The 19,768-nt window shown below is 35.9% G+C and carries 17 protein-coding genes; 4 read left to right on the top strand and 13 right to left on the bottom strand.

The window, feature by feature from the left end:
• Positions 1-310: 310 nt before the first annotated feature.
• Positions 311-1,519 (top strand): AAA family ATPase, encoded by a 1,209-nt coding sequence (locus WJM97_RS04035; protein ID WP_353931762.1) that lies wholly within the window; start codon positions 311-313, stop codon positions 1,517-1,519.
• A complete protein-coding gene (locus WJM97_RS04030; RefSeq protein ID WP_353931761.1) occupies positions 1,513-2,253 on the top strand; it encodes a DUF4276 family protein in 741 nt (246 codons plus the stop codon). The genes WJM97_RS04035 and WJM97_RS04030 overlap by 7 nt, the downstream gene beginning before the upstream one ends.
• A 128-nt stretch (positions 2,254-2,381) precedes the next feature.
• Here the strand turns inward: WJM97_RS04030 and WJM97_RS04025 are convergent, their stop codons facing one another.
• The 9 genes from WJM97_RS04025 to apcB all read right to left on the bottom strand — a co-directional run bounded on the left by WJM97_RS04025 (position 2,382) and on the right by apcB (position 13,434).
• Positions 2,382-2,711, bottom strand: a complete 330-nt coding sequence (locus WJM97_RS04025; RefSeq protein WP_353931760.1) for a hypothetical protein — start codon at positions 2,709-2,711, stop codon at positions 2,382-2,384.
• 230 nt (positions 2,712-2,941) lie between these two features.
• Complete coding sequence (locus WJM97_RS04020; protein ID WP_353931759.1) at positions 2,942-3,430, bottom strand: hypothetical protein; 489 nt, start codon at positions 3,428-3,430, stop codon at positions 2,942-2,944.
• Positions 3,431-3,815: 385 nt separating this feature from the next.
• Positions 3,816-6,401, bottom strand: coding sequence for an adenylate/guanylate cyclase domain-containing protein (locus tag WJM97_RS04015; protein ID WP_353931758.1), 2,586 nt, complete (start codon positions 6,399-6,401; stop codon positions 3,816-3,818).
• 1,114 nt (positions 6,402-7,515) lie between these two features.
• On the bottom strand, positions 7,516-8,502 hold the full coding sequence (gene arsS / locus WJM97_RS04010) for an arsenosugar biosynthesis radical SAM (seleno)protein ArsS (RefSeq protein ID WP_353931757.1): 987 nt from the start codon (positions 8,500-8,502) through the stop codon (positions 7,516-7,518).
• 131 nt (positions 8,503-8,633) lie between these two features.
• The gene (gene arsM, locus WJM97_RS04005; RefSeq protein WP_353931756.1) at positions 8,634-9,602 is read right to left on the bottom strand and encodes an arsenosugar biosynthesis arsenite methyltransferase ArsM; all 969 of its coding nucleotides are present in this window, start codon (positions 9,600-9,602) and stop codon (positions 8,634-8,636) included.
• Positions 9,603-9,710: 108 nt separating this feature from the next.
• The gene (locus WJM97_RS04000; RefSeq protein WP_353931755.1) at positions 9,711-10,385 is read right to left on the bottom strand and encodes a response regulator transcription factor; all 675 of its coding nucleotides are present in this window, start codon (positions 10,383-10,385) and stop codon (positions 9,711-9,713) included.
• A 178-nt stretch (positions 10,386-10,563) separates the two neighbouring features.
• Positions 10,564-12,000, bottom strand: a complete 1,437-nt coding sequence (locus tag WJM97_RS03995; RefSeq protein WP_353931754.1) for an ATP-binding protein — start codon at positions 11,998-12,000, stop codon at positions 10,564-10,566.
• A gap of 65 nt (positions 12,001-12,065) precedes the next feature.
• Complete coding sequence (locus tag WJM97_RS03990) at positions 12,066-12,542, bottom strand: DM13 domain-containing protein (protein ID WP_353931753.1); 477 nt, start codon at positions 12,540-12,542, stop codon at positions 12,066-12,068.
• A 382-nt stretch (positions 12,543-12,924) separates the two neighbouring features.
• Positions 12,925-13,434 carry an allophycocyanin subunit beta gene (apcB, locus tag WJM97_RS03985; RefSeq protein WP_353931752.1) on the bottom strand — a complete coding sequence of 170 codons (510 nt, stop codon included), beginning with the start codon at positions 13,432-13,434 and terminating at the stop codon, positions 12,925-12,927.
• 371 nt (positions 13,435-13,805) lie between these two features.
• Between apcB and glnA the strand changes: the two genes are divergently transcribed.
• Complete coding sequence (gene glnA / locus WJM97_RS03980) at positions 13,806-15,239, top strand: type I glutamate--ammonia ligase (RefSeq protein WP_353931751.1); 1,434 nt, start codon at positions 13,806-13,808, stop codon at positions 15,237-15,239.
• Positions 15,240-15,332: 93 nt separating this feature from the next.
• Here glnA and WJM97_RS03975 read toward each other — a convergent pair whose 3' ends face one another.
• Complete coding sequence (locus tag WJM97_RS03975; RefSeq protein ID WP_353931750.1) at positions 15,333-15,533, bottom strand: hypothetical protein; 201 nt, start codon at positions 15,531-15,533, stop codon at positions 15,333-15,335.
• Positions 15,534-15,867: 334 nt separating this feature from the next.
• Here WJM97_RS03975 and WJM97_RS03970 point away from each other — a divergent pair, with 334 nt between their 5' ends.
• On the top strand, positions 15,868-16,923 hold the full coding sequence (locus WJM97_RS03970) for a class I SAM-dependent methyltransferase (protein ID WP_353931749.1): 1,056 nt from the start codon (positions 15,868-15,870) through the stop codon (positions 16,921-16,923).
• A 567-nt stretch (positions 16,924-17,490) separates the two neighbouring features.
• On the opposite strand, the gene WJM97_RS03965 is transcribed toward WJM97_RS03970, so the two are convergent.
• The 3 genes from WJM97_RS03965 to WJM97_RS03955 all read right to left on the bottom strand — a co-directional run bounded on the left by WJM97_RS03965 (position 17,491) and on the right by WJM97_RS03955 (position 19,746).
• The gene (locus WJM97_RS03965) at positions 17,491-17,721 is read right to left on the bottom strand and encodes a hypothetical protein (RefSeq protein WP_353933256.1); all 231 of its coding nucleotides are present in this window, start codon (positions 17,719-17,721) and stop codon (positions 17,491-17,493) included.
• On the bottom strand, positions 17,663-17,896 hold the full coding sequence (locus tag WJM97_RS03960) for a hypothetical protein (RefSeq protein WP_353931748.1): 234 nt from the start codon (positions 17,894-17,896) through the stop codon (positions 17,663-17,665). The genes WJM97_RS03965 and WJM97_RS03960 overlap by 59 nt, the downstream gene beginning before the upstream one ends.
• Before the next feature lie 107 nt (positions 17,897-18,003).
• Entirely contained in the window at positions 18,004-19,746 is a 1,743-nt protein-coding gene (locus WJM97_RS03955; protein WP_353931747.1) for an FAD-dependent oxidoreductase, read from the bottom strand.
• Between the last annotated feature and the right edge of the window lie 22 nt (positions 19,747-19,768).

The following is a 19,768-nucleotide window of genomic DNA, read 5'->3' as shown; positions in this document are numbered from 1 at the left end:
TCGCCTTCAGGAGATTGATTGTTGATGCGATCAAAATCGAGCCTACGACATAGTTCTCTTTTTTTATCTTTTTGGCGAGGTACTGTCATGATGATGATTTAGAATACGAAGACATTATAGCAGTTCTCAACTTTGCTACTCGACTCACTCAGGTTTTGGGGATTAAATTGAAATCATCTGATCATTAAATTAGTTTAGAATAACTAAGAGAGCGATCGCAAAAGATAAATAAATAATTATTTATTGCTTAGAGTAAAGTCACCCAAAATATTAGCAACAATTTAGTTTTATTTAAAATTAGGAGAAGTAAATGGAAGGTAAAAGATTTATTCATAAAATCAAATTACAAAACTTTCTCTCCTATGGAAGTGATGGGGAAGAAATTGAATTACAACCGCTAAATGTGTTAATTGGTGCTAATACTTCTGGGAAGTCTAATTTAATAGAAGCTATTGGTATTTTACGTGCAACACCGACAGATTTACCAGCCGCATTTCGTCAAGGTGGAGGAACTAATGAATTTTTATGGAAAGGTAACAAAGATACTCCAATAGCAGAAATTAAAATTACTGTTAATTATCCACAAAAATCACATTCACTTTTACTTGATTATACGCTTGGTTTTACAACATATGATCAAAGATTTGATTTAGTAGATGAATTTATCGAACCAGAAACGAGAAAAGAAGGTTTTCAATTTTATTATCTTAACAATTTTAATGGATTTCGTTCTTTTACAGTAAGAGATAAAGATCCTTTGTCAGGGCAGGAAAGACGAAGTGAACAACTTTTGGATCTACATTCAATTAACTCAGACCAATCAGTTTTATCTCAAATAAAAGATCCAAATAGATATCCAGAAATTTCTTATTTAAGTACAGAATTTTATAAAATCAGTTTATATCGTTCCTGGCAAATGGGACGAGATTCAGAACTAAGAAAGGCTCAAAAAGCTGATTTACCTCTACATCCTTTATTGGAAGATGGAAGTAATTTAGGTTTATTTTTAGATGATTTAAAATACAAAGGATTAAGTAGAAAACTTATTGAATATCTCAAAAAATTTTATGAAACAGCAGAAGACTTAGATGTAAGAATATATGGTGGTACAGTACAAATATTTATTCGGGAAGAAGGTGTAATTCAACCAATTCCTGCAACTCGTTTATCTGATGGAACATTGCAATATTTATTTTTAATGGCGTTACTTTTAGATCCTACTCCACCCCCTTTAATTTGTATTGATGAACCAGAATTAGGTTTACATCCAGATATTTTACCAACAATTGCCGAAATGTTAATAGAAGCATCTCAGAGAACTCAGTTAATTGTCACAACTCATTCTGATGCTTTGGTTTCTGCATTGAGTGAATATCCTGAATCTGTAGTAGTTTGTGAAAGAGATAATACAGGAACTCATTTGAGGAGACTTAACCCAGAAAGATTAAAAAAATGGTTGGAAAAATATACTCTTGGTGATCTTTGGAGAATAGGGGAACTTGGTGGAAATAGATGGTGAGTATTCGTATTTATATTGAGGGTGCTGGAAATGCAAATGATGATGATGAACTTTTACCAATGCAACGTCCAGGTTTTAGAAGTAAAATTATTGCCGGTAAGGAAACTACAAGTAGTCTTCGTGAAGGATTTAGTCAATTTTTTCAAGAATTAGTTAATATTGCTAAAGAACAAAAAATAGAGTTTAGGATAGTCATGTGTGGTTCTCGTATAGATGCTTATGAAAATTTTAAATTATCTTTAGAATCTAATCCTGAATCTTTCAATATTTTATTAATTGACTCCGAATCTCCAATATCTCCTCATCAAAGTTCTTGGGAACATCTGAGAAATAGAAAAGAGGATCAATCTTGGATTAGAGGTGATAACCTGGATTATGATGATGATCAATGTCATTTTATGGTTCAATCAATGGAATCTTGGTTTGTTGCTGATATTGATGCTTTAAGAAACTTCTATGGTGAAGGATTTAAAGAAGAAAAAATCACAAGAGGAATGAGAAATTACCAAAATATAGAACAGGTTTCTCCTAAAACTTTATTAGTATGGTTAGAGTCAGCAACTCGTCATTCTAAACATGGTAAATATGATAAAAAAACTCGTCGTCCACCTCACCATGCTTTAGAAATTTTAAAACGTCTTAATGCCGATATAGTTCGTCAATCTTCCCCTTATTGCGATCGCTTATTTAACACTCTAAGATCAAGAATTGGATATTTACCAGATGAATCATAGCCTAGTGCTGTTCTTCTTTTGCTTGTCGCTCGTAGGTTAGATTTACTAAGTACGATAGCGTATTGCTAACGCAAGGCTAACGCCAACGCAAAGCGTCCCGGAGGGAACTAGCGCGACCTAGGAATCGCCTAACTCCTCAAATCGCCAATATAAGCCCCAATTTGTTTAAATCCCTGCAAAACTTGGATACGTTCCGCTTTATTTTCCAGTAACCGATAAGTACCAGATCGCGTATATTGAGGTACATCTTGGCGATGGTCGCATTTCAAAAACAATACTTCTCTGCCGTTTGTCACCATTCCATAGCAACTTGACTGCAAATTAGGAGCGCTTAACAAATAAGTAAGTGCTTGGGGAATTCCTGCGGTAACATCCAGCTTTGCAGGTTTTGATTCGATTACCAAAATCCAAAAACTATCTTGGATTACCAAAATATCAATTCTGCCTTGAACTATCATAGCATTAGCATCGCTATGAATGGCTTCAAAACCTTTTATTCCTCTGCATAATTTACTCTATTTACTACTTGTTTATTTCGGAAAGTGACAGAAGAGGGATACAAGACTTACCGATGTTATGAGGTACACATCTATCGGGCAAGATGCCCGGATCACAAGAGTTTCATTATTTAAGTTTGCACCCTTCATGAAAGAAATTTGCTGTATTTAAAGGCGATTAAGGTTAAAGTTTACGCTTGTTGCCAACAACGATTTAACAGCACACCAGCAGCCAATAGTTTGAGAGCTTCCAGAATAAAATAACTACTGTGCAGTAAACTCATGGTTTTAGTAACTGTACTTGTTGTTGCCAACAAACTCAAATTACTACCCAAAGCACACATTTGGGGTGCTAACAAATAAGTATCTAGTAAGGCTACTGTGAGCAACAAGCAAGAGAGAAAGATACTATCTAAACGCCAATTAGATTTAGCTTTACTCATAGCCAGAACAGCAGTTAAAGCTATGGCTGCAAGTAGTAATTCTAAGCGGTTAAAATTCCAAAAAATTGTGTAGCCAGCGGACGCAAAACCCTCTTCTTTCATCATCCCACTTAAATAAAGACTAGGCATAATTACCCAATCTAGTAACAAGGTGGAACTAAGCCAAAAGCCCAAAGTCAACATCACAGCGGTTTGCCAAGTTGACCGTTTTAATTGCAGGTTAGAAATAGTGTTCATAAGAATAATGACTTTACTGTATTCTTAGTTTCTAACCAAATAAATTACTTTGACAATAGATTTAAATTAACTGTTACAAAATAGACCAAATGCAACCATTTAAGAAAATTTTTATCATGTTTTGTGAATTTATTTATCTTCATGACAAAGTTAGATTACGAAATCATACAAATTGTGATCACAGGAGTCAGGTGATGGGGAAAGTAGGGTAAGAAAAATTTCTTCTTTTTATTCTTTCTACTTACAGCATATTTCATTCTTATGAGGTACAAATCATAATAAAGAAACTCTTGTGGGGTGGGCATCTTGCCCGCCAATAATGTACCTCATTACACCGGAAAGTGCTGTAACTGCTGACTCCTGGATCTGCTGACTTCTTCAAACTCTATTTCTCGTTGAAAGTCCACACACCACAATCCCAAGTTTCATCTGTTGGAGGTGACTGTATCCAATGTTGACAGCGGCCTAGATATAACATTGAGGCTTTATCATTATTATCCGCAGTTAAGGCTTTCACGAATTCAGTTTGAGCTTGTATAAATTGACGTTGTAGATAATATTCACGTCCTTTGTGATAATGCTCAATTAGTTCATGTTTTTTACTGTCAATAGGATCAGTCTGCATACCAATCAATTCATAGATAGATACAGGTTCATTTCTCCCTTTGACACGAATAAAATCTAGTTCCCTAGCCCAAACATCTTGATGGCAGAATTTATAAGTATTGTCACTGATAATAATATCGCAACCATACTGTTTACTGACACTTTCTAAGCGAGAACCAAGATTCACACCATCACCAATAGCAGTAAATTCCATCCGTTTACTAGAACCGATATTACCGCTAATCACAGTATCGGAATTAATGCCGATCCCAATTTTAATTCTTGATTGATTAATTGCTTCTCGATGTTCATTTAATTCCTGTAGACGATAGCGCATTTCTAAAGAAGTTTCTACCGCCATCCGGGCGTGTTTTTCTAAGGGTAAGGGAGAACCAAAGACGGCCATAATGGCATCACCGATATATTTATCGAGCGTACCTTTATGTTTAAAGACAGCTTCCACCATGGATTCAAAGTATTCATTCAGCATACTTACCACTTCTTCAGCTGGCATATTTTCTGTCAGAGTGGTGTAACCACGAATATCAGAGAATAAGATCGTAACTTCTTTGCGATCGCCCCCTAATTTAGCATCATCTAATTTGAGTAATTCTTCCGCTAATTCCTGAGTCATGTAGCGGTACATGGTACTTTTTAGCCGTTTTTCATCACTAATATCATCCATGACCACCAATGCACCACAGGATTTAGTTTCATCCTCGGTATTAGCAATGGTATTCAGTGATAAATTAACGCTGTGTTGTTCTTGGCTAGTAGTTAGCAGTGTGCGATCTGGATAGTATTGTTGCCTGGCTTTGGGATCATTTGGATGTAAAGCATCTGCAAACCACTTACTAAAATCTCCCTCTTTAATATTCACCAGATCATTAACTAACATTCCTTCGATATTTGCTTCGGTAGAGTAACCCAGTAAACGTTTAGCACTTTCATTTGCAGTGATCACATATCCAGATTTATTGGCAGAAATTACACCATTGGAAAGACTGCGTAAAATATCACGCTGCATTTGTTCTTGTTGTTTAACTTTGGCAAACAACTGGGCATTTTGTAATGCTACCCCAGCTTGAATGTTAAATGCTTCCATGAATTCTTCATCATTGTGATCAAAACTAGCTTGGAAACATTGAGGAGCTTCCGGCCAGTGTTCAGGGTTATAGGGTGGAAATTCGCCTACTTTCTTTTTATTGACTAATTGCGTCACACCAATTAATTGTTGATCACTATTAAAAACTGGCATACACAATAAACTACAGGTGCGATAGCCATTTTCTTCATCCAGTTTTTGAGCGGTTTTTGAATCTGGATGTTTATATAAATCAAAGGGAATATTTAGTGATTTTTCAGATAATGCTACTATACCCACAAAACCTTGACCTATGGGTACTCTTAATTCTTTTTTTGTACCATTATCTTGAATAATTTTTGTCCATAAGTCATTGCGTTCTCGATCTATCAACCACAGGGTACTGCGATCTGCATTCATCAATTCTTTAGCTTCATCCATTACCTTTTTCAGAGTATCTTCTAAATCAAGACTACTTTGACTTAGAGACTTAATTGCTTTCATTAAAGCTGCTGCTGCTCTTTGCTTTTGAGTGGCAATATAAAAGGAACGAGATGATTCTAAAATTAAGCGAATTGATGGGGCAAAATCTTGAAATAATTTCTCATCAGCACTGGTAAAACCCCTATTGTCAATCCGTTCTGCCAGAGGATCATTTGGATTGTGTAAGTATTTTAATTTATTTAGTAATTGAACTACTGCTACTAAATCTCCGTGATCATTTAATAGCGGTAAAGCCAACATTGTGTATGTGCGATAGCCATTTTTTTGATCTTGCTGTTGGGCAAATATCGAGCGGGGATCGCTATAAAAATCATAGGGAATATTCACAACTTTTTTAAATGTTGCTACTTCCCCAGCAATACCTTTATCAGCAGGAATTCTAATTTCTAAGAGTTTCCCACTTTCTGCTGCTGCTAAAATAGACCACAGTTCTTGATTTTCTTCATCTAGTAAAAATATTGTTGTCCGATCTGCTCCTAACAATTCCCCTGTTTTCAAGGTAATTGAATGTAGCATTTCCTGAAGAATTGTTTCAAAACCTTGATAGTCCAACATGGACAAGGTTTCATTTACAATCTGTAATTTGTTCTCAACTTCTTGCGCTACGTGTTTAAAACTTTCCTGAGTCAAAGGAGCTAGAAACTGAGAAAAAGTCCCTTTTCTTGTTGCTAAACTGACTACTGGTGAAGTGTTATTTTGCACCTGATATGGATCTTGACTATTAACACTAATCATCAAATCTGTGTTGGTTTCGAGATTTGGTTGTTGAGGTGACATAATTGTATTTGATATAGTAGGATTTAGAATTTCTGATTGCTTACTTGGACTAGAAATTTATTATTTGACCTTGTGCTTGTCACGATCAGGTTGAAAAATCATTAAGCCGGGTTCATCCACTAAGAGGATAAAATCTTAAGAATTGATAATGGAATTTAGGTTTAAAAATTACTGGCATCTTCATAAATCCCAATAGTCAAAGCCAAAGGCTTTACCAATTATTATATAGGAATATCAGCCAGGGTTTGAAGACTATTGATTTATCATTTTGATGCCAGGCTTTGATTTACCTATCAATTCTTTTAATTTACATAGTTGTTTGTATAATTTCGTTAATTATACTCCTTTAATAAAGGTCGTATTAGTAGGAATATCAGAAAATTTATGAGTATTTTAAATGTAAATAAATTGTACGCAATGTAAGTATTATCACTGAAAATTCCCTAATTTACCTGGGGTTGCTTGTATATACAGGTGAAATTTTTGTAGTTTAATTAATATTATCAGATAAAAGTGTACCAAGTTTTTCAACACGAATAGTAAGGTCTATTAACATAAAATCACATCTGATGCCTATAGATACAATTTTATAACTATAAGTATTACTGATATAGAATTCCAATTTGTATCACTAACTTCAAAAATCTAAGACAGAAATAACTGCCACCATTTTGGTTTATAGTTTCTAGTTCATGACTTAGTAACTCAATTAGTCTTGAGTCTCAAAGATAGTAATTTATCAGCAAAAAGACTGATAAAACTAATATTTTTATGTATAGTTTATAACCTAAAATCACAATTAAGTATATCAATATTTACTCAAGTTTCTATATAAAAATTAACTAAAGTAATCGTCAAAAAGAAAAACCGCAAAACGTAAAGTTTTACGGCTTTTAGTATGGTGTGAGGAGCTTAACTAATAAAATCATAGACTAGGGATATCAAAATAGAAGGCTCGTATCAATTTTGGTAACGGATTTTTTGAAAATCATCACAACTATGGAAAACTTACAAATTACCCATAGTCAATTAATATGGTGTGAGGAGGATTAATTGGCTATATTATAGGGTAATAAACCAGAAATCAGCCAATAATTGCAGATACAATCATAAATTACACTAAAGCTCCTCCACAACTAGAACCACATCCAGCAGTGCAACCATAACAATAATCAGCGGTTTTGATTTCGTTAATTAAATCCAAACTACCAGATTTTAATAATTTACTAACTGTTAAATGATTACCATCTTTATCAGTTGCAGGTAAATTCATCATCTGGTTAAAATCACAATCATAGATATTCCCTAAATAATCTACGGAGATTTGCTCAAGACACATTAAATTATCTACTGTACTTTGATTAAATTGTGATTCTAAAAACTGTAAATAGCTAGAATAAAGTTGTTTACGTTCTAAGTGAAATTTAGTTCTACCTACAGGTAAATTAGTAATGGTGAAAAGGTTGTTAAAAACAATATTAAAATTATTTTTTAAAAACTGTTTATAAGCAATTTCTAGATTATGTTGTTCTGGAGTGAGAGAGAATTTTTCATTTTCTGGTAATTGGGGATTATAAACCAGGTCTAAAATTAAATTTGGATCTTTGCCATAACCTAATTTGTTTAACCATTGTAAGGCTTGAATAGAATCATCAAAAACACCATTGCCACGCATTTTATCTACATTATCTGCTAAATAACAGGGGAGAGATGCCACAATTCGGATTTGATTTTCTGCAAAAAATTCTGGTAAATATTCAAAACCTGCGACAAAATAAATAGTTAAATTTGACCTAACAATTACTTGTTTACCTGTCTTTTTTGCAGCTTTCACCAATGACTTAAAACCATAATTCATTTCTGGTGCGCCACCGGTTAAGTCTACAATTTTAATTTGCGGAAATTTATAAATAATTTCAATTAAATCTTGACATATTTCCTGTGAAAGTTCTTCTGTTCTTTTGGGACTTGCTTCTACATGACAATGATTACAAGCAAGATTACAACGTTTACCTAAATTTATTTGTAGAATGTTGATTTCTTTTTTATTTAAAGGTGAAACTATTTTTTCTGAAAAAGGTGTAATTCTTGTTTCTATCATTATTTCTACCTCCATTAACTTGATTAGTTAGTATTTTTATCGTTAATTATCGGACTTACACAATAATCATCTATACCTTTTATTCCGTCGTAGTTAGGTTTTTGATAATTTTGCGTAAGTCATTAACTAATTTAACAGCAACCACCGCCGTCATAATACCATGTAGAATCTGTCACCATAATTTCCGTAGGTTTTATAGTTGCTAATTTAGCTGCGGTTTTATCACAAACGGCGGCAGGAATACCACGTTGTAAAATATGTCCGGCATTGTCATCAAAAAATGGTTTAGCACCTGCATAAATAGCAGTTTTACCTGTAAATATACAAGCTCCATCTTCAGGTATTTGTACCTTAAAAGCTACAGAATCAAGACTTTCTAATAGTAAGTTTTCTGCTAGATTATAAGTTTGTTTATCTAATAATCTGTAGGGACGACGGGCGCGAATTTCAATTTGACCAAAGCCAGCATTAATAATTAGTTGTGTATATTCTTGATATGTGAGCGCACCTGATAAACACATGGCTCTCAGTCGTTGATCTTGTTGTAAATGTAGGGGTATGGGACGGGTAGCAATGGGGTCGCTCATTTGCAATCTTCCACCAGGTTTTAATACCCGATATGCTGCTTGTAAAGCAATGGTTAAATCTTTGGGTTCAAAAATATTAAAAAGACAATTTTGGGCGACTATATCAATGGCAGCATCATCTACTGGTAAATTAAAGGCATCTCCTGAACGAATTTCTACAAAACTAGGATCAAACCAAGGATTTTCTTGAGCAGCAATTTCTAAATTTCTTTGAGCAGCTTCGCGCATTTCTGCTACTGGTTCAATGGCGATAATTGCACCTGGACGACGGGAAAAGTAAGCAAATTGCAAGGCTTCTAAACCACCACCAACACCAACATATAAAACTGTAGGTTCATTTGCTAATTCATTGGTATGAACTGTAGTTCCACAACCATAATTCATTTCCTGCATAGCTAAAGGTATGCTTAATCCTGGTAGTTGCAGGGGTGTACTTTGTACACAACAAAGTCCTACTTCTGGTGTTTGGGCAACTTCACTGTAAAATTGAGCAGCGGTTTCTAAATATGTCATTTTTTGTCTGGTTTTTACTTGGTAGATGTTAATGGTGAATCTTAATATATTAAATTTTGGATTTAATGAGTTTTTGCTGAGAGTTTATTAATTTCATCCCATCCCCATTTAATCTCGCAATACGTAACCAACACCGCGCACGGTTTGCAATATTCGTTTTTCGTTGTTGGCTTCTAGTTTGAGACGTAAGTAGCGGATGTATACTTCTATGATGTTGGAGTCACCCATGAAATCATAACCCCAAACTTCTTCTAGGATGCGATCGCGTGTGATTACTTGTCGAGGGTGACTGAGTAAATAATCTAGTAAATCAAATTCTTTGGCTGTTAATTCTATTAATCGCTGACTTCGATATACTTCTCTAGTAAGCCTATTTAAGCTCAAGTCAGCAAATTTTAGGATATTTTCTCCGGTTGTTTCTTTGATTCTGCGGAGGTTGGCGCGGACTCTAGCTAGTAATTCTTCGATACTAAAGGGTTTTACCACGTAGTCATCAGCACCGGCATCTAAACCAGCTACGCGATCGCTGACTTCATCTTTAGCTGTTAATAAAATGATTGGGACTTGATTTCCGGTACTCCGTAAGCGTCGGCAAATTTCTAACCCTGACATACCAGGTAGCATCCAATCTAAAACAATTAAGTCTAGATTTAATTCCCTTGCTGCTGTCAGTGCTGTTAGTCCATCATAGGCCACGCTGACTTGATAGCCTTCATAACTCAATTCTAATTCTATTAATCGAGCTATTTTGACTTCATCTTCAACCAGTAAGATGTGCGTCATAGAAATCTTGAGGGTTTTTGCAGAGTTAAGATTAATACGGAGTATAGCAAATTATAGACATCTAAAATTACTAAAAAGTTAAGAAATTAGATAAGCTAAACTACTACTTAATAGTAATAAATGAATATTTACCAATTTAGTTCTTAATTTCTCAGTTTTCTGAATTTTGTAGTTGAATTTAAATGTGATCAGGTAGTGCTGATGCTGGTAAGGAAATTGTAAAAATGCTGCCTGCTCCTAAATGCGATCGCACACTTACTTTACCCCCCATACTTTCAATCAAAGTCTTAACAATTGACAACCCCAAACCACAACCTCCTGTAGTAGTACGGGCTTCATCTACACGGTAAAATCTTTCAAAAATCCGGGATTGATGTTGTAGCGGAATACCATAACCTTGATCACAAACTTGAATAATTACTTCTGTATCTTCTAAGTTTAATTTCACAATTATTTCTGTGTCGGAGGGGGAATATTTAACAGCATTATCAATCAGATTTATAACAACTTGTTTAAGGCGATTATAGTCTATTTTCGCAGCAATGACCTGATTAATAGTTTCAAATTTAATAACTCTTTGGCTATATTTTTCTGCCATCTTCACGACTTCTGAAATCAATTCATTGAGATCACAAATTTGTTTTTGGAAATGTAAATAACCATTATCAGCCCTAGCTAAATCTAGTAAATCTTGTAAAAGTCTAATAGTACGTTCTGTTTCTAGAGATGCGGTAGTTAAAGCCTCTAATTGGGTAGAATTTAAATTATTTTGTCTTCTTAAAACACTTTGTAAATAACCATTGACAATCGTTAATGGAGTGCGTAGTTCATGGGAAACATTGCTAACAAATTGCCGTTCTTGTTCCCAAGATTGGGCAAGACGAGATAACATTTTATTAAAAGTATGAGTTAATTCTTTAACTTCAGTGGGAGCATTTTTGATATTTAATTCTGCTTGTCCTAAATCAGAAAGAGAAATAACAGTAGTCATTTGACTTAAATGACGTAAAGGTTGTAAAGAATGCTGAATATAAATAGCAATAATTCCAGAAATAATAATAATAACAAAAATACTAGCAATAGACAAACTCCTTACCATTGCCATAAACATAAGTTGTTCATTAGTGATATCTTTAACCACAAATAACTTACCCAAAACCTGACCATCAACGGATAAATTGCCACCACATAACACAAAATAATGTTGATTTACCTGACCTAATTCTGGTTGAGTAGACATCTCAGTTAAAGACATTAACTCAATAGCAATTGTCGGTGATAGCGTATTCCAGTTATTAGATTTAGCGATAATTTTTTGATCTGAACTTTTCACCCATAAAAACGTATCTTGATTTGATAAATTTTTAATTGCTTTCTGTAAACTTATCTCTACAGACATCATTTCATGATAAAGTTGTACATCACGGGGGAGACGATCAGCAATTTTAGAAATATCAGCTTTATGACTATTAATTAAAATTTTTTGCATCTTCCAAGTTGTCCAACCAGCGAGTCCACTGAGTCCAACAGTAGAAACCAAAGCAATACCTAAAATTAGGCGTAATCGCAGGGAAAAAATATCAAATTTCTGCCAAAAACCATTTATTATTTTCACTTTAATGTCAATTAAAACTTATATTTTATTCCCCCTATTTTTGCAGGGGGTTAGTGGGGGCTAATTTATTTAGCAGGCAAACTAGCATAACCAAAAGTAGCATTAAACTTGCGACACCAAATAGCCACAGATTTAAAATTAGCTAACTTTACATTTTGAGGTAAAGCATAACGTTGAGAACCCTTAATTTTTTGTAAAGCAGCAACACTAATATAATCTTTCTCTTTGATTCCAGATTCTGGTGGTACATCACCACGATAGAGAACTACAAATAAATCGGGACCATTATCAGTTTTAAAACTTTGATCAAATTGTAAATAGTTAGTCCCATTTTCATTGGTAACAGTTAATTTACCTTGAGTTTTGTGTTCTAAAGTCTGAAAATTTGTAGACTTTCCTACAGCAGCAGCGACGGTTGTTAGCGACTCGGTTTGATTCTCTGTGGTAGTTTGATTATTTGCAGGAGTTGATGTTACTTCTTTTGCACAACTGACAGTAAGAAGGGTAACGAGGGTAAAAATCGCTAAATGTGGAAACTTCATGATTTAATGTCCGCAAATTTGTCTTTAACAACAATTTAAAGCGTAATTTCTAGAGTTGAATGAATTTAAGCTGAGAATTGATTTAATTTTTTTTCAGTTTGTCAATTCTTTTAGATAGAATCATTAATTATTTTTCTCACTAATTCTAACCATTGACTACCTATTTCTGCTCATTTTCTTTCTGTTTATGGGAACTATTTCTCCTCCCACCTTTGTTATCAAGGTTTCTATCCATCTCAAGAAACAATAATTCAATTCTTCTTAGTAATTTTTGTTAAAAAAAGTAACCGCACCTTGTCAAAAAAGCCAAAGTGCGATCGCAAATTCCATTAATTAAATATAAGGGTTTAGCAATGCTAAACCCCTACTCTACTTTCCTAGATTACACATCCTGCTCACTCAACTCACGGGTAATGTGATCAAAAGGTTCATCCACAAAAGCAGTATTAGCAACACCAGCAGCTGCAACTTGTTCCTTCACGATATCCTTCATAATCTGTACACCGCGCACAGTGGGAGCAATAGGCACACCCAAAGAATTATAGGTTTCACGCAAACCTTGTAAAACACGCTCATCCAACACATTGGTATTAGCTGCAACCAGTGCATAAGTAGCATAGCGCAGATAATAATCCATATCACGCAAACAAGCCGCGTAACGGCGAGTTGTATAAGCATTACCACCAGGACGAATTAATTCTGGTAGTTCCTCAAACAACGCAGAACCAGCCTGTTTAACAATAGCTGCCGCATTAGCATTAATCGCAGACGCAGCTTGGACTCTAGCCGTACCAGTTTCAAAGTAGGACTTGAGGCTATCCATCGCATTCCGGTCAAAATATTTGCCGGCTACGTCATAATTCTTAATTAAAGTTGTAACTGCATCGCGCATTCCTGTTTCTCCCAATCGTTAACTATCTATGGTTTGATATTAATTTGGTTGCACTCATGCACCGGTAAACTTTTGTGCTACACACATAAAAAAGATAGATGCAGCACAAAAACTATCCATCCACTAATAAAGGATTCTATGCCAAAGTTGACACTGATAAGATGAAGTTTCTTGTTGTATGCAGATCAAGTCAGAAAGGTTAATATAACCTGTAATCCAGTCAATCTGTAACAAAAAACACAAAATTATCTAATCTCTACTCTTTACGATATTTGAGGTGGTGTGTCAAAACTTGGGTTAACTCAACAGGGTTAAAATGCTTTGGCATAATCTGGTTTAATTTTAGAAAATTGGCTACAGAAGGAGTAAAAATGACAACCCCACAAGAAGTCTTGAAAATGATTCAAGACCAAAACATTCAGATGATCGATCTGAAGTTTATTGATACACCAGGAACTTGGCAGCATCTCACGGTTTTCCATAACCAGATTGATGAAAGTTCTTTTACCGACGGTGTACCTTTTGATGGTTCTAGTATCCGGGGTTGGAAGGGTATCGAAGAATCTGACATGATGATGGTGTTAGATCCTAACACTGCTTGGATTGACCCCTTCATGGCAGAGCCAACTCTAAGTATTATTTGTAGCATTAAAGAACCACGTACAGGTGAATGGTATAGCCGTTGTCCTCGTGTAATTGCCCAAAAAGCAATAGATTACCTTGCTTCTACAGGTCTTGGTGATACTGCTTTCTTTGGTCCAGAAGCAGAATTTTTTATCTTTGACGATGTTCGTTACGACCAAACCGCTAACGAAGGCTACTATCATGTAGATTCCGTAGAAGGTCGTTGGAATACAGGTAGAAAGGGTAAAAATGGTGAAGTAGATGGACCCAACCTGGGTTACAAAACACGCTTCAAAGAAGGTTACTTCCCAGTTCCCCCCACTGATACCTTCCAAGACATCAGAACTGAAATGTTGTTGACAATGGCCAAATGTGGCGTACCCATTGAAAAACAACACCATGAAGTTGCTACCGGTGGTCAGTGTGAACTCGGTTTCCGCTTTGGTAAATTAATCGAAGCTGCTGACTGGTTAATGACTTACAAATATGTCATCAAAAACGTGGCGAGAAAATACGGCAAAACCGTTACTTTCATGCCTAAACCTATTTTTGGTGATAATGGTTCTGGTATGCACTGTCACCAGTCTATTTGGAATAATGGCAAACCTCTGTTTGCTGGTGACAAATATGCTGGTATGAGCGATATGGGTTTATACTACATCGGTGGTATTCTTAAACACGCTCCTGCTTTGTTGGCTATTACCAACCCCACTACCAACTCTTACAAACGTCTTGTTCCTGGTTATGAAGCACCTGTAAACTTGGCTTATTCCCAAGGAAACCGTTCTGCTTCTGTGCGGATTCCTCTTGCTGGTGATAACCCCAAAGCTAAACGCTTAGAATTCCGCTGTCCAGATGCAACAGCTAACCCATATTTAGCGTTTGCGGCTATGCTTTGTGCTGGTATTGATGGGATTAAGAACAAAATCCATCCTGGTGAACCTCTAGATAAGAATATCTATGAACTGTCTCCAGAAGAATTAGCTAAGATTCCTTCTACTCCTGGTTCTTTGGATTTAGCGTTGGAAGCATTGGAAAATGACCATGCTTTCTTAACTGAAGGTGGTGTGTTCTCTGAAGATTTCATCCAAAATTGGATTGACTACAAGCTTGCTAATGAAGTGAAGCAAATGCAGTTACGTCCTCATCCCTATGAATTTTTCCTCTATTACGACTGCTAATAGCAATTAAGGAAAAACCAATAAATTAGCCACCTACAATGGTGGCTTTTTTGCGTTTATTCACTTTTGAGACTCGCACTCAACCTAATCAATCTAGCTCATGGAAGCATGACTACTACTGTACAGCGCTTGTGTAGTGGGATCTATTTTCCCTTGAATTGGATTCCAATAATGGCATAGTTCTTGAGGAAGACCTAATTCTTGTGTAGCACGCATCAACATTGATTGTTGCCGATTTTTAACTTGTTGATGTTGACGTACCATCAATGCGCGGGATTTTTCTTGAATAGACATAATTTTCTTCCTCTCTTGTTTTTAGTAATAAAAAATTAACTTTTCTCTTACAAGTTAATAGTATCTAATTTTCTGTATCACAGACTACGAAAATCTATTTTCTTGATAAAACTTAATATTTTAAGCGATCGCCATGGGCAAAAATCAATGCGTAAGTCCTATGATCGTTTTAATTATTTTGCTGTTTACAAAATGAGTATTTATGCTGCATAGCTGGCAATCATTGGAATTCACCAACTGATGATCAAAATTTATTTTTTATAGACAAGAGAGTTTATTTTTGAGCTTTTGTTACATAAAATAATTAAAGTAAACAAAAATTAACTTATTATTTATGTTAGAGAACTTGACAAAACTGAGTTATCAAACCTGCCAACAAAGCAAAAACTACTTTAGCCTGGGTCACAAAATCCTCAGTACCCAGTTACAAAATTTACTGTACCCTCAACAACAACCAACAAAACGAGTATCTCCAGAGGCGATCGCCAAACTACAAAACAGATTAAATCAGCTACTAGAAACAGATTGGCAAGATACCCAAAAAGGCATATATCCAGAAAGTGTACTATTTGAAAATGAATGGCAAGACTTCTTTGCTTACTATCCACAACTTTGTCTGGATTTACCCCAAACTTGGGCAAGAATCACCCAGAAAAAATATCAAGCATTTTCCCCAGAAATAGATCAACAGGGATACCCTAGTTATTATTTACAAAACTTCCATCACCAAACCAATGGTTATTTAAGTGATTTATCAGCCAATTTATACGATTTACAAGTAGAAATTCTCTTTGGTGGTACAGCCGATCCCATGAGAAGGAGGATTCTATCACCTCTCAAAGGAGAACTACAAAAATTTCAGCAACAACCACAAAAACAAATCCGCATTTTAGACGTAGCTTGCGGTACAGGAAGAACCCTAAAATTAATCAGATCCGCCCTACCAAAAGTCTCATTATTTGGTGTAGATTTATCACCAGCATATTTGCGAAAAGCCAATCAATTACTATCTCAAAATCCTGACGACTTGCCACAACTTTTACAGGCAAACGCAGAAGAATTACCTTATTTAGATAATTATTTCCATGCTGTGACTTCTGTATTTCTCTTTCATGAATTACCAGCCGCAGCACGTCAAACAGTGATCGAGCAATGCTTTCGAGTAACTAAACCAGGAGGAGTTTTTATTATTTGTGATTCAATTCAAGTAAGTGACTCAGCCGAATTAACTGAGATGATAGAAGGCTTTGCGAAAACTTTCCATGAACCATACTATCAGGATTACACCAAGGATGATTTAATAGATAGATTGGAGAAAGTAGGCTTCCGAAATATCGAGACACAAATCCACTTTCTGAGCAAATATTTAATTGCTCATAAGCCACTTTAACTAAACAAAGAAGTAGTGATTCTAGGAAATCAAATAGAATGATCACAAATGAACTGTAGAAACAGGATAACAAATAGGATTTGTTACTGAATATAGATATAGTAATTGACAAGGACGTTGGGACTTCAACAGATCAGACAACTTAGGAAAAAAGGTTTTCCACCTTGTGACTAGACTATATCTAAACCTGTCCCTACAATAACAAGCTGTTCCATGAATCTCAAACGGTACTAAATAATCCAACTTACTAGCTCACAGCAGCTTTGACAGGTTAATTACACCAATGAAATTCCTATTCTCATCCTGCTTTTTCCTCTTCGTTACTCAACCTATATAGATACTTAATTCACAACAGAAGCGGTTGAAAAAAGTTAAGTTAGCACCTATTAGAGTTAGCAACTAGCTAATATATGTCCGGTTTAACGCAGTTACCCGATTTTCTGAGGAAATACTCAACAGTTGCTGAGTTATACAGATGTGTGTTGATTGAACTGTTTATATTCCTGCCAAAGAAGATAAAATCTGAAACGATGGCTGACTTTTGCAGTTGTGTAGTGCTTTAACTGTTTAAATTTTGCCAAAAATGTAAGTTTGGGATTTTGACAAGAGATGTAGTGCTTTAACTGTCTCTATCTCTGTTGTGTAATCTTGGTCAAGGACGATAAACACCCAGTTATTCCTAAATTTGATGGCTGTGTTAGTAAGAAATTCTCCTACAAGCAGTCTGACGCGACGGTGTTTATACAAAGGAATGAATATTGCTAAACGATTCCATTGATTCTCTACGTCCACTACCACGATGAGGCGCTGGTTGTTCTGGTTCGTTGGGACTAGGCTTAGAATTGTCAGCTAGCAGTGATTGTGAACCAGAATTGGTATTCAGCAGACGGGAAAGGCTAGTACCTGCTTCGCAATTAAGAGCTAAGGAGCCGAATACCAGACTCGATACTAAAAGTGAAATGGCAGCACGCATAGTAGATGTCTATTTTAGAACTCTCTACTTCACTGATACTTAGCTTTAACATGATTATCCGGACAATTTGAAAAAAAGTATTGAATTTAACTGTAAAAAAACCAATTTTATACTTGTTCGATATATTCGACAAGTAGCCAATTACCAGATGAATTTAGACGACCCCAAACAGTGATATTTTGATTTTGGTGCAAATGTTGGAGTTGCTCATCCACAAATGATTCCAAAGTCACAATTTTCCAAGTTGTCTGTAATAAATCAGTTGGGTTTGTGATAATAAATCTGTAATCTTGCTGGTTCAGGCGATTAAAAACACCAGTGAAAGAATCTAAATTTAAGTAATCACAATTAATGGGCGGTACGCCAGAACAATTACCATCAAGAGGGTATTTTTCTGGGTGATCTAAATAATAGATTTGTCTGTCTAACCAATCGGGATGATTGACTGGTAAATTGAAAAATGGAACAATAGATGCTGGCGATCGCTCATCAGTTAATAAAGCTATTTGCAGCCTCCTTATTGGTAAATCCCTGGGCTGACAATTTAGCTCACAACAGAGAGCAGCGGCCATTCCTGCGGCTTGACCAATACCCATAACCACAGGTTGTAGTCTGGTTGCTCCATTGGCAATGTGAGAGACAGAAATATTCTTCTCACAAACCAGCAACCCATCCGTAGACTTTGGAATTAAACAACCGTAGGGAATAGTAAAGGGTGTTCCTGTCCAACGTCCCCCCCAACGAATAGATTTTGGTTGCAGTGGAAAATTAAAATCCGGATAATGGTGGTCATTGGCGTAGTTACCAATAGCAACTGCATTATCAAAATTGGCTGCAACTCGACCATCTGAACTGGGCAAAATATCTTGCTCAGAGACGGTAATAAGCCCCTCTAAGCGACGACTTTCCCGATAATAGGGATGGAGTGCAAAAGCTGGAGAGAGACTAGGAAAAACTCCTTCTGCTAAACCGTAACGTTTACCAAGGTGAGTTTGAATAAAGTGGGCAAAGTTTTGGCTATGCCAGAAACATTCTTGGTGAAACTCACGTCTTGCTATGTTTGACTCTATCAAACGCCCGACGTTTTGGCCGTAGTCATTGCCACATATTGGCCAGTTAATCATAAACCAATTTGCGGGTAAACGTCCATAGTTTAAAAATTTTTCTGCCCCATAATTATCCCAAGCACCTGTAAATAAAGATGGATCATAATTAGGTGCAGGTGGAATTTCTGGGGCGATACTTTCCCCAAAATCTTGCATAACTACTACATGAGTCGGTGATTGTACAGGGTATTTTTCTGTCAGAGAATTAAAATCTGTTGGTGCGCTTGGTTCTCCCCACTTTGACTGCAACTCCCAACCCCAACGATAAGGAATATCCCCTAAAGCTAATAAATCTCCTAATTCTGTACCATCAATAATAACCTTGGCGTTGATCGTGAAATCTTCAAAGCGGATACCTGCGATCCGACCTCCCTTCCGTAAAACTTCTATCGGTGCTTTCCCGGAAATCCATTGCAGATTTGGTAGTTCTTTTACCCAGTCCGCAAAAATTTCTGCACCTATCTGGGGTTGATAGCTAAAAAAACTCACCCAGCTATTATCTAAACCCTCTGGTTGTCTTTGACGTAATTTTTTGAGAAATGACCCCCATAAACCAGTTTGGAAAGATTTTAATTCGTTACCATCAGGCGCGGTTACGCCAGCGGAGGTTAACATTCCTCCTAGCCAGGAAAATTCACTGACTATAATTGTATTAGCACCTCTACGTGCTGCTTGGATAGCGGCCGCTGTTCCACCGACTCCCCCACCAACAACTAAAACATCCGTTGTATAGGTTTGATTCATAAGATTTTAGATTTCATTGTTA

The sequence above is a fragment of the Okeanomitos corallinicola TIOX110 genome (assembly GCF_038050375.1).
Taxonomy (GTDB): Bacteria; Cyanobacteriota; Cyanobacteriia; order Cyanobacteriales; family Nostocaceae; genus Okeanomitos; species Okeanomitos corallinicola.
Note: the sequence above shows the minus strand (reverse complement) of the source record. Positions and strands in the feature narration are given on the sequence as shown.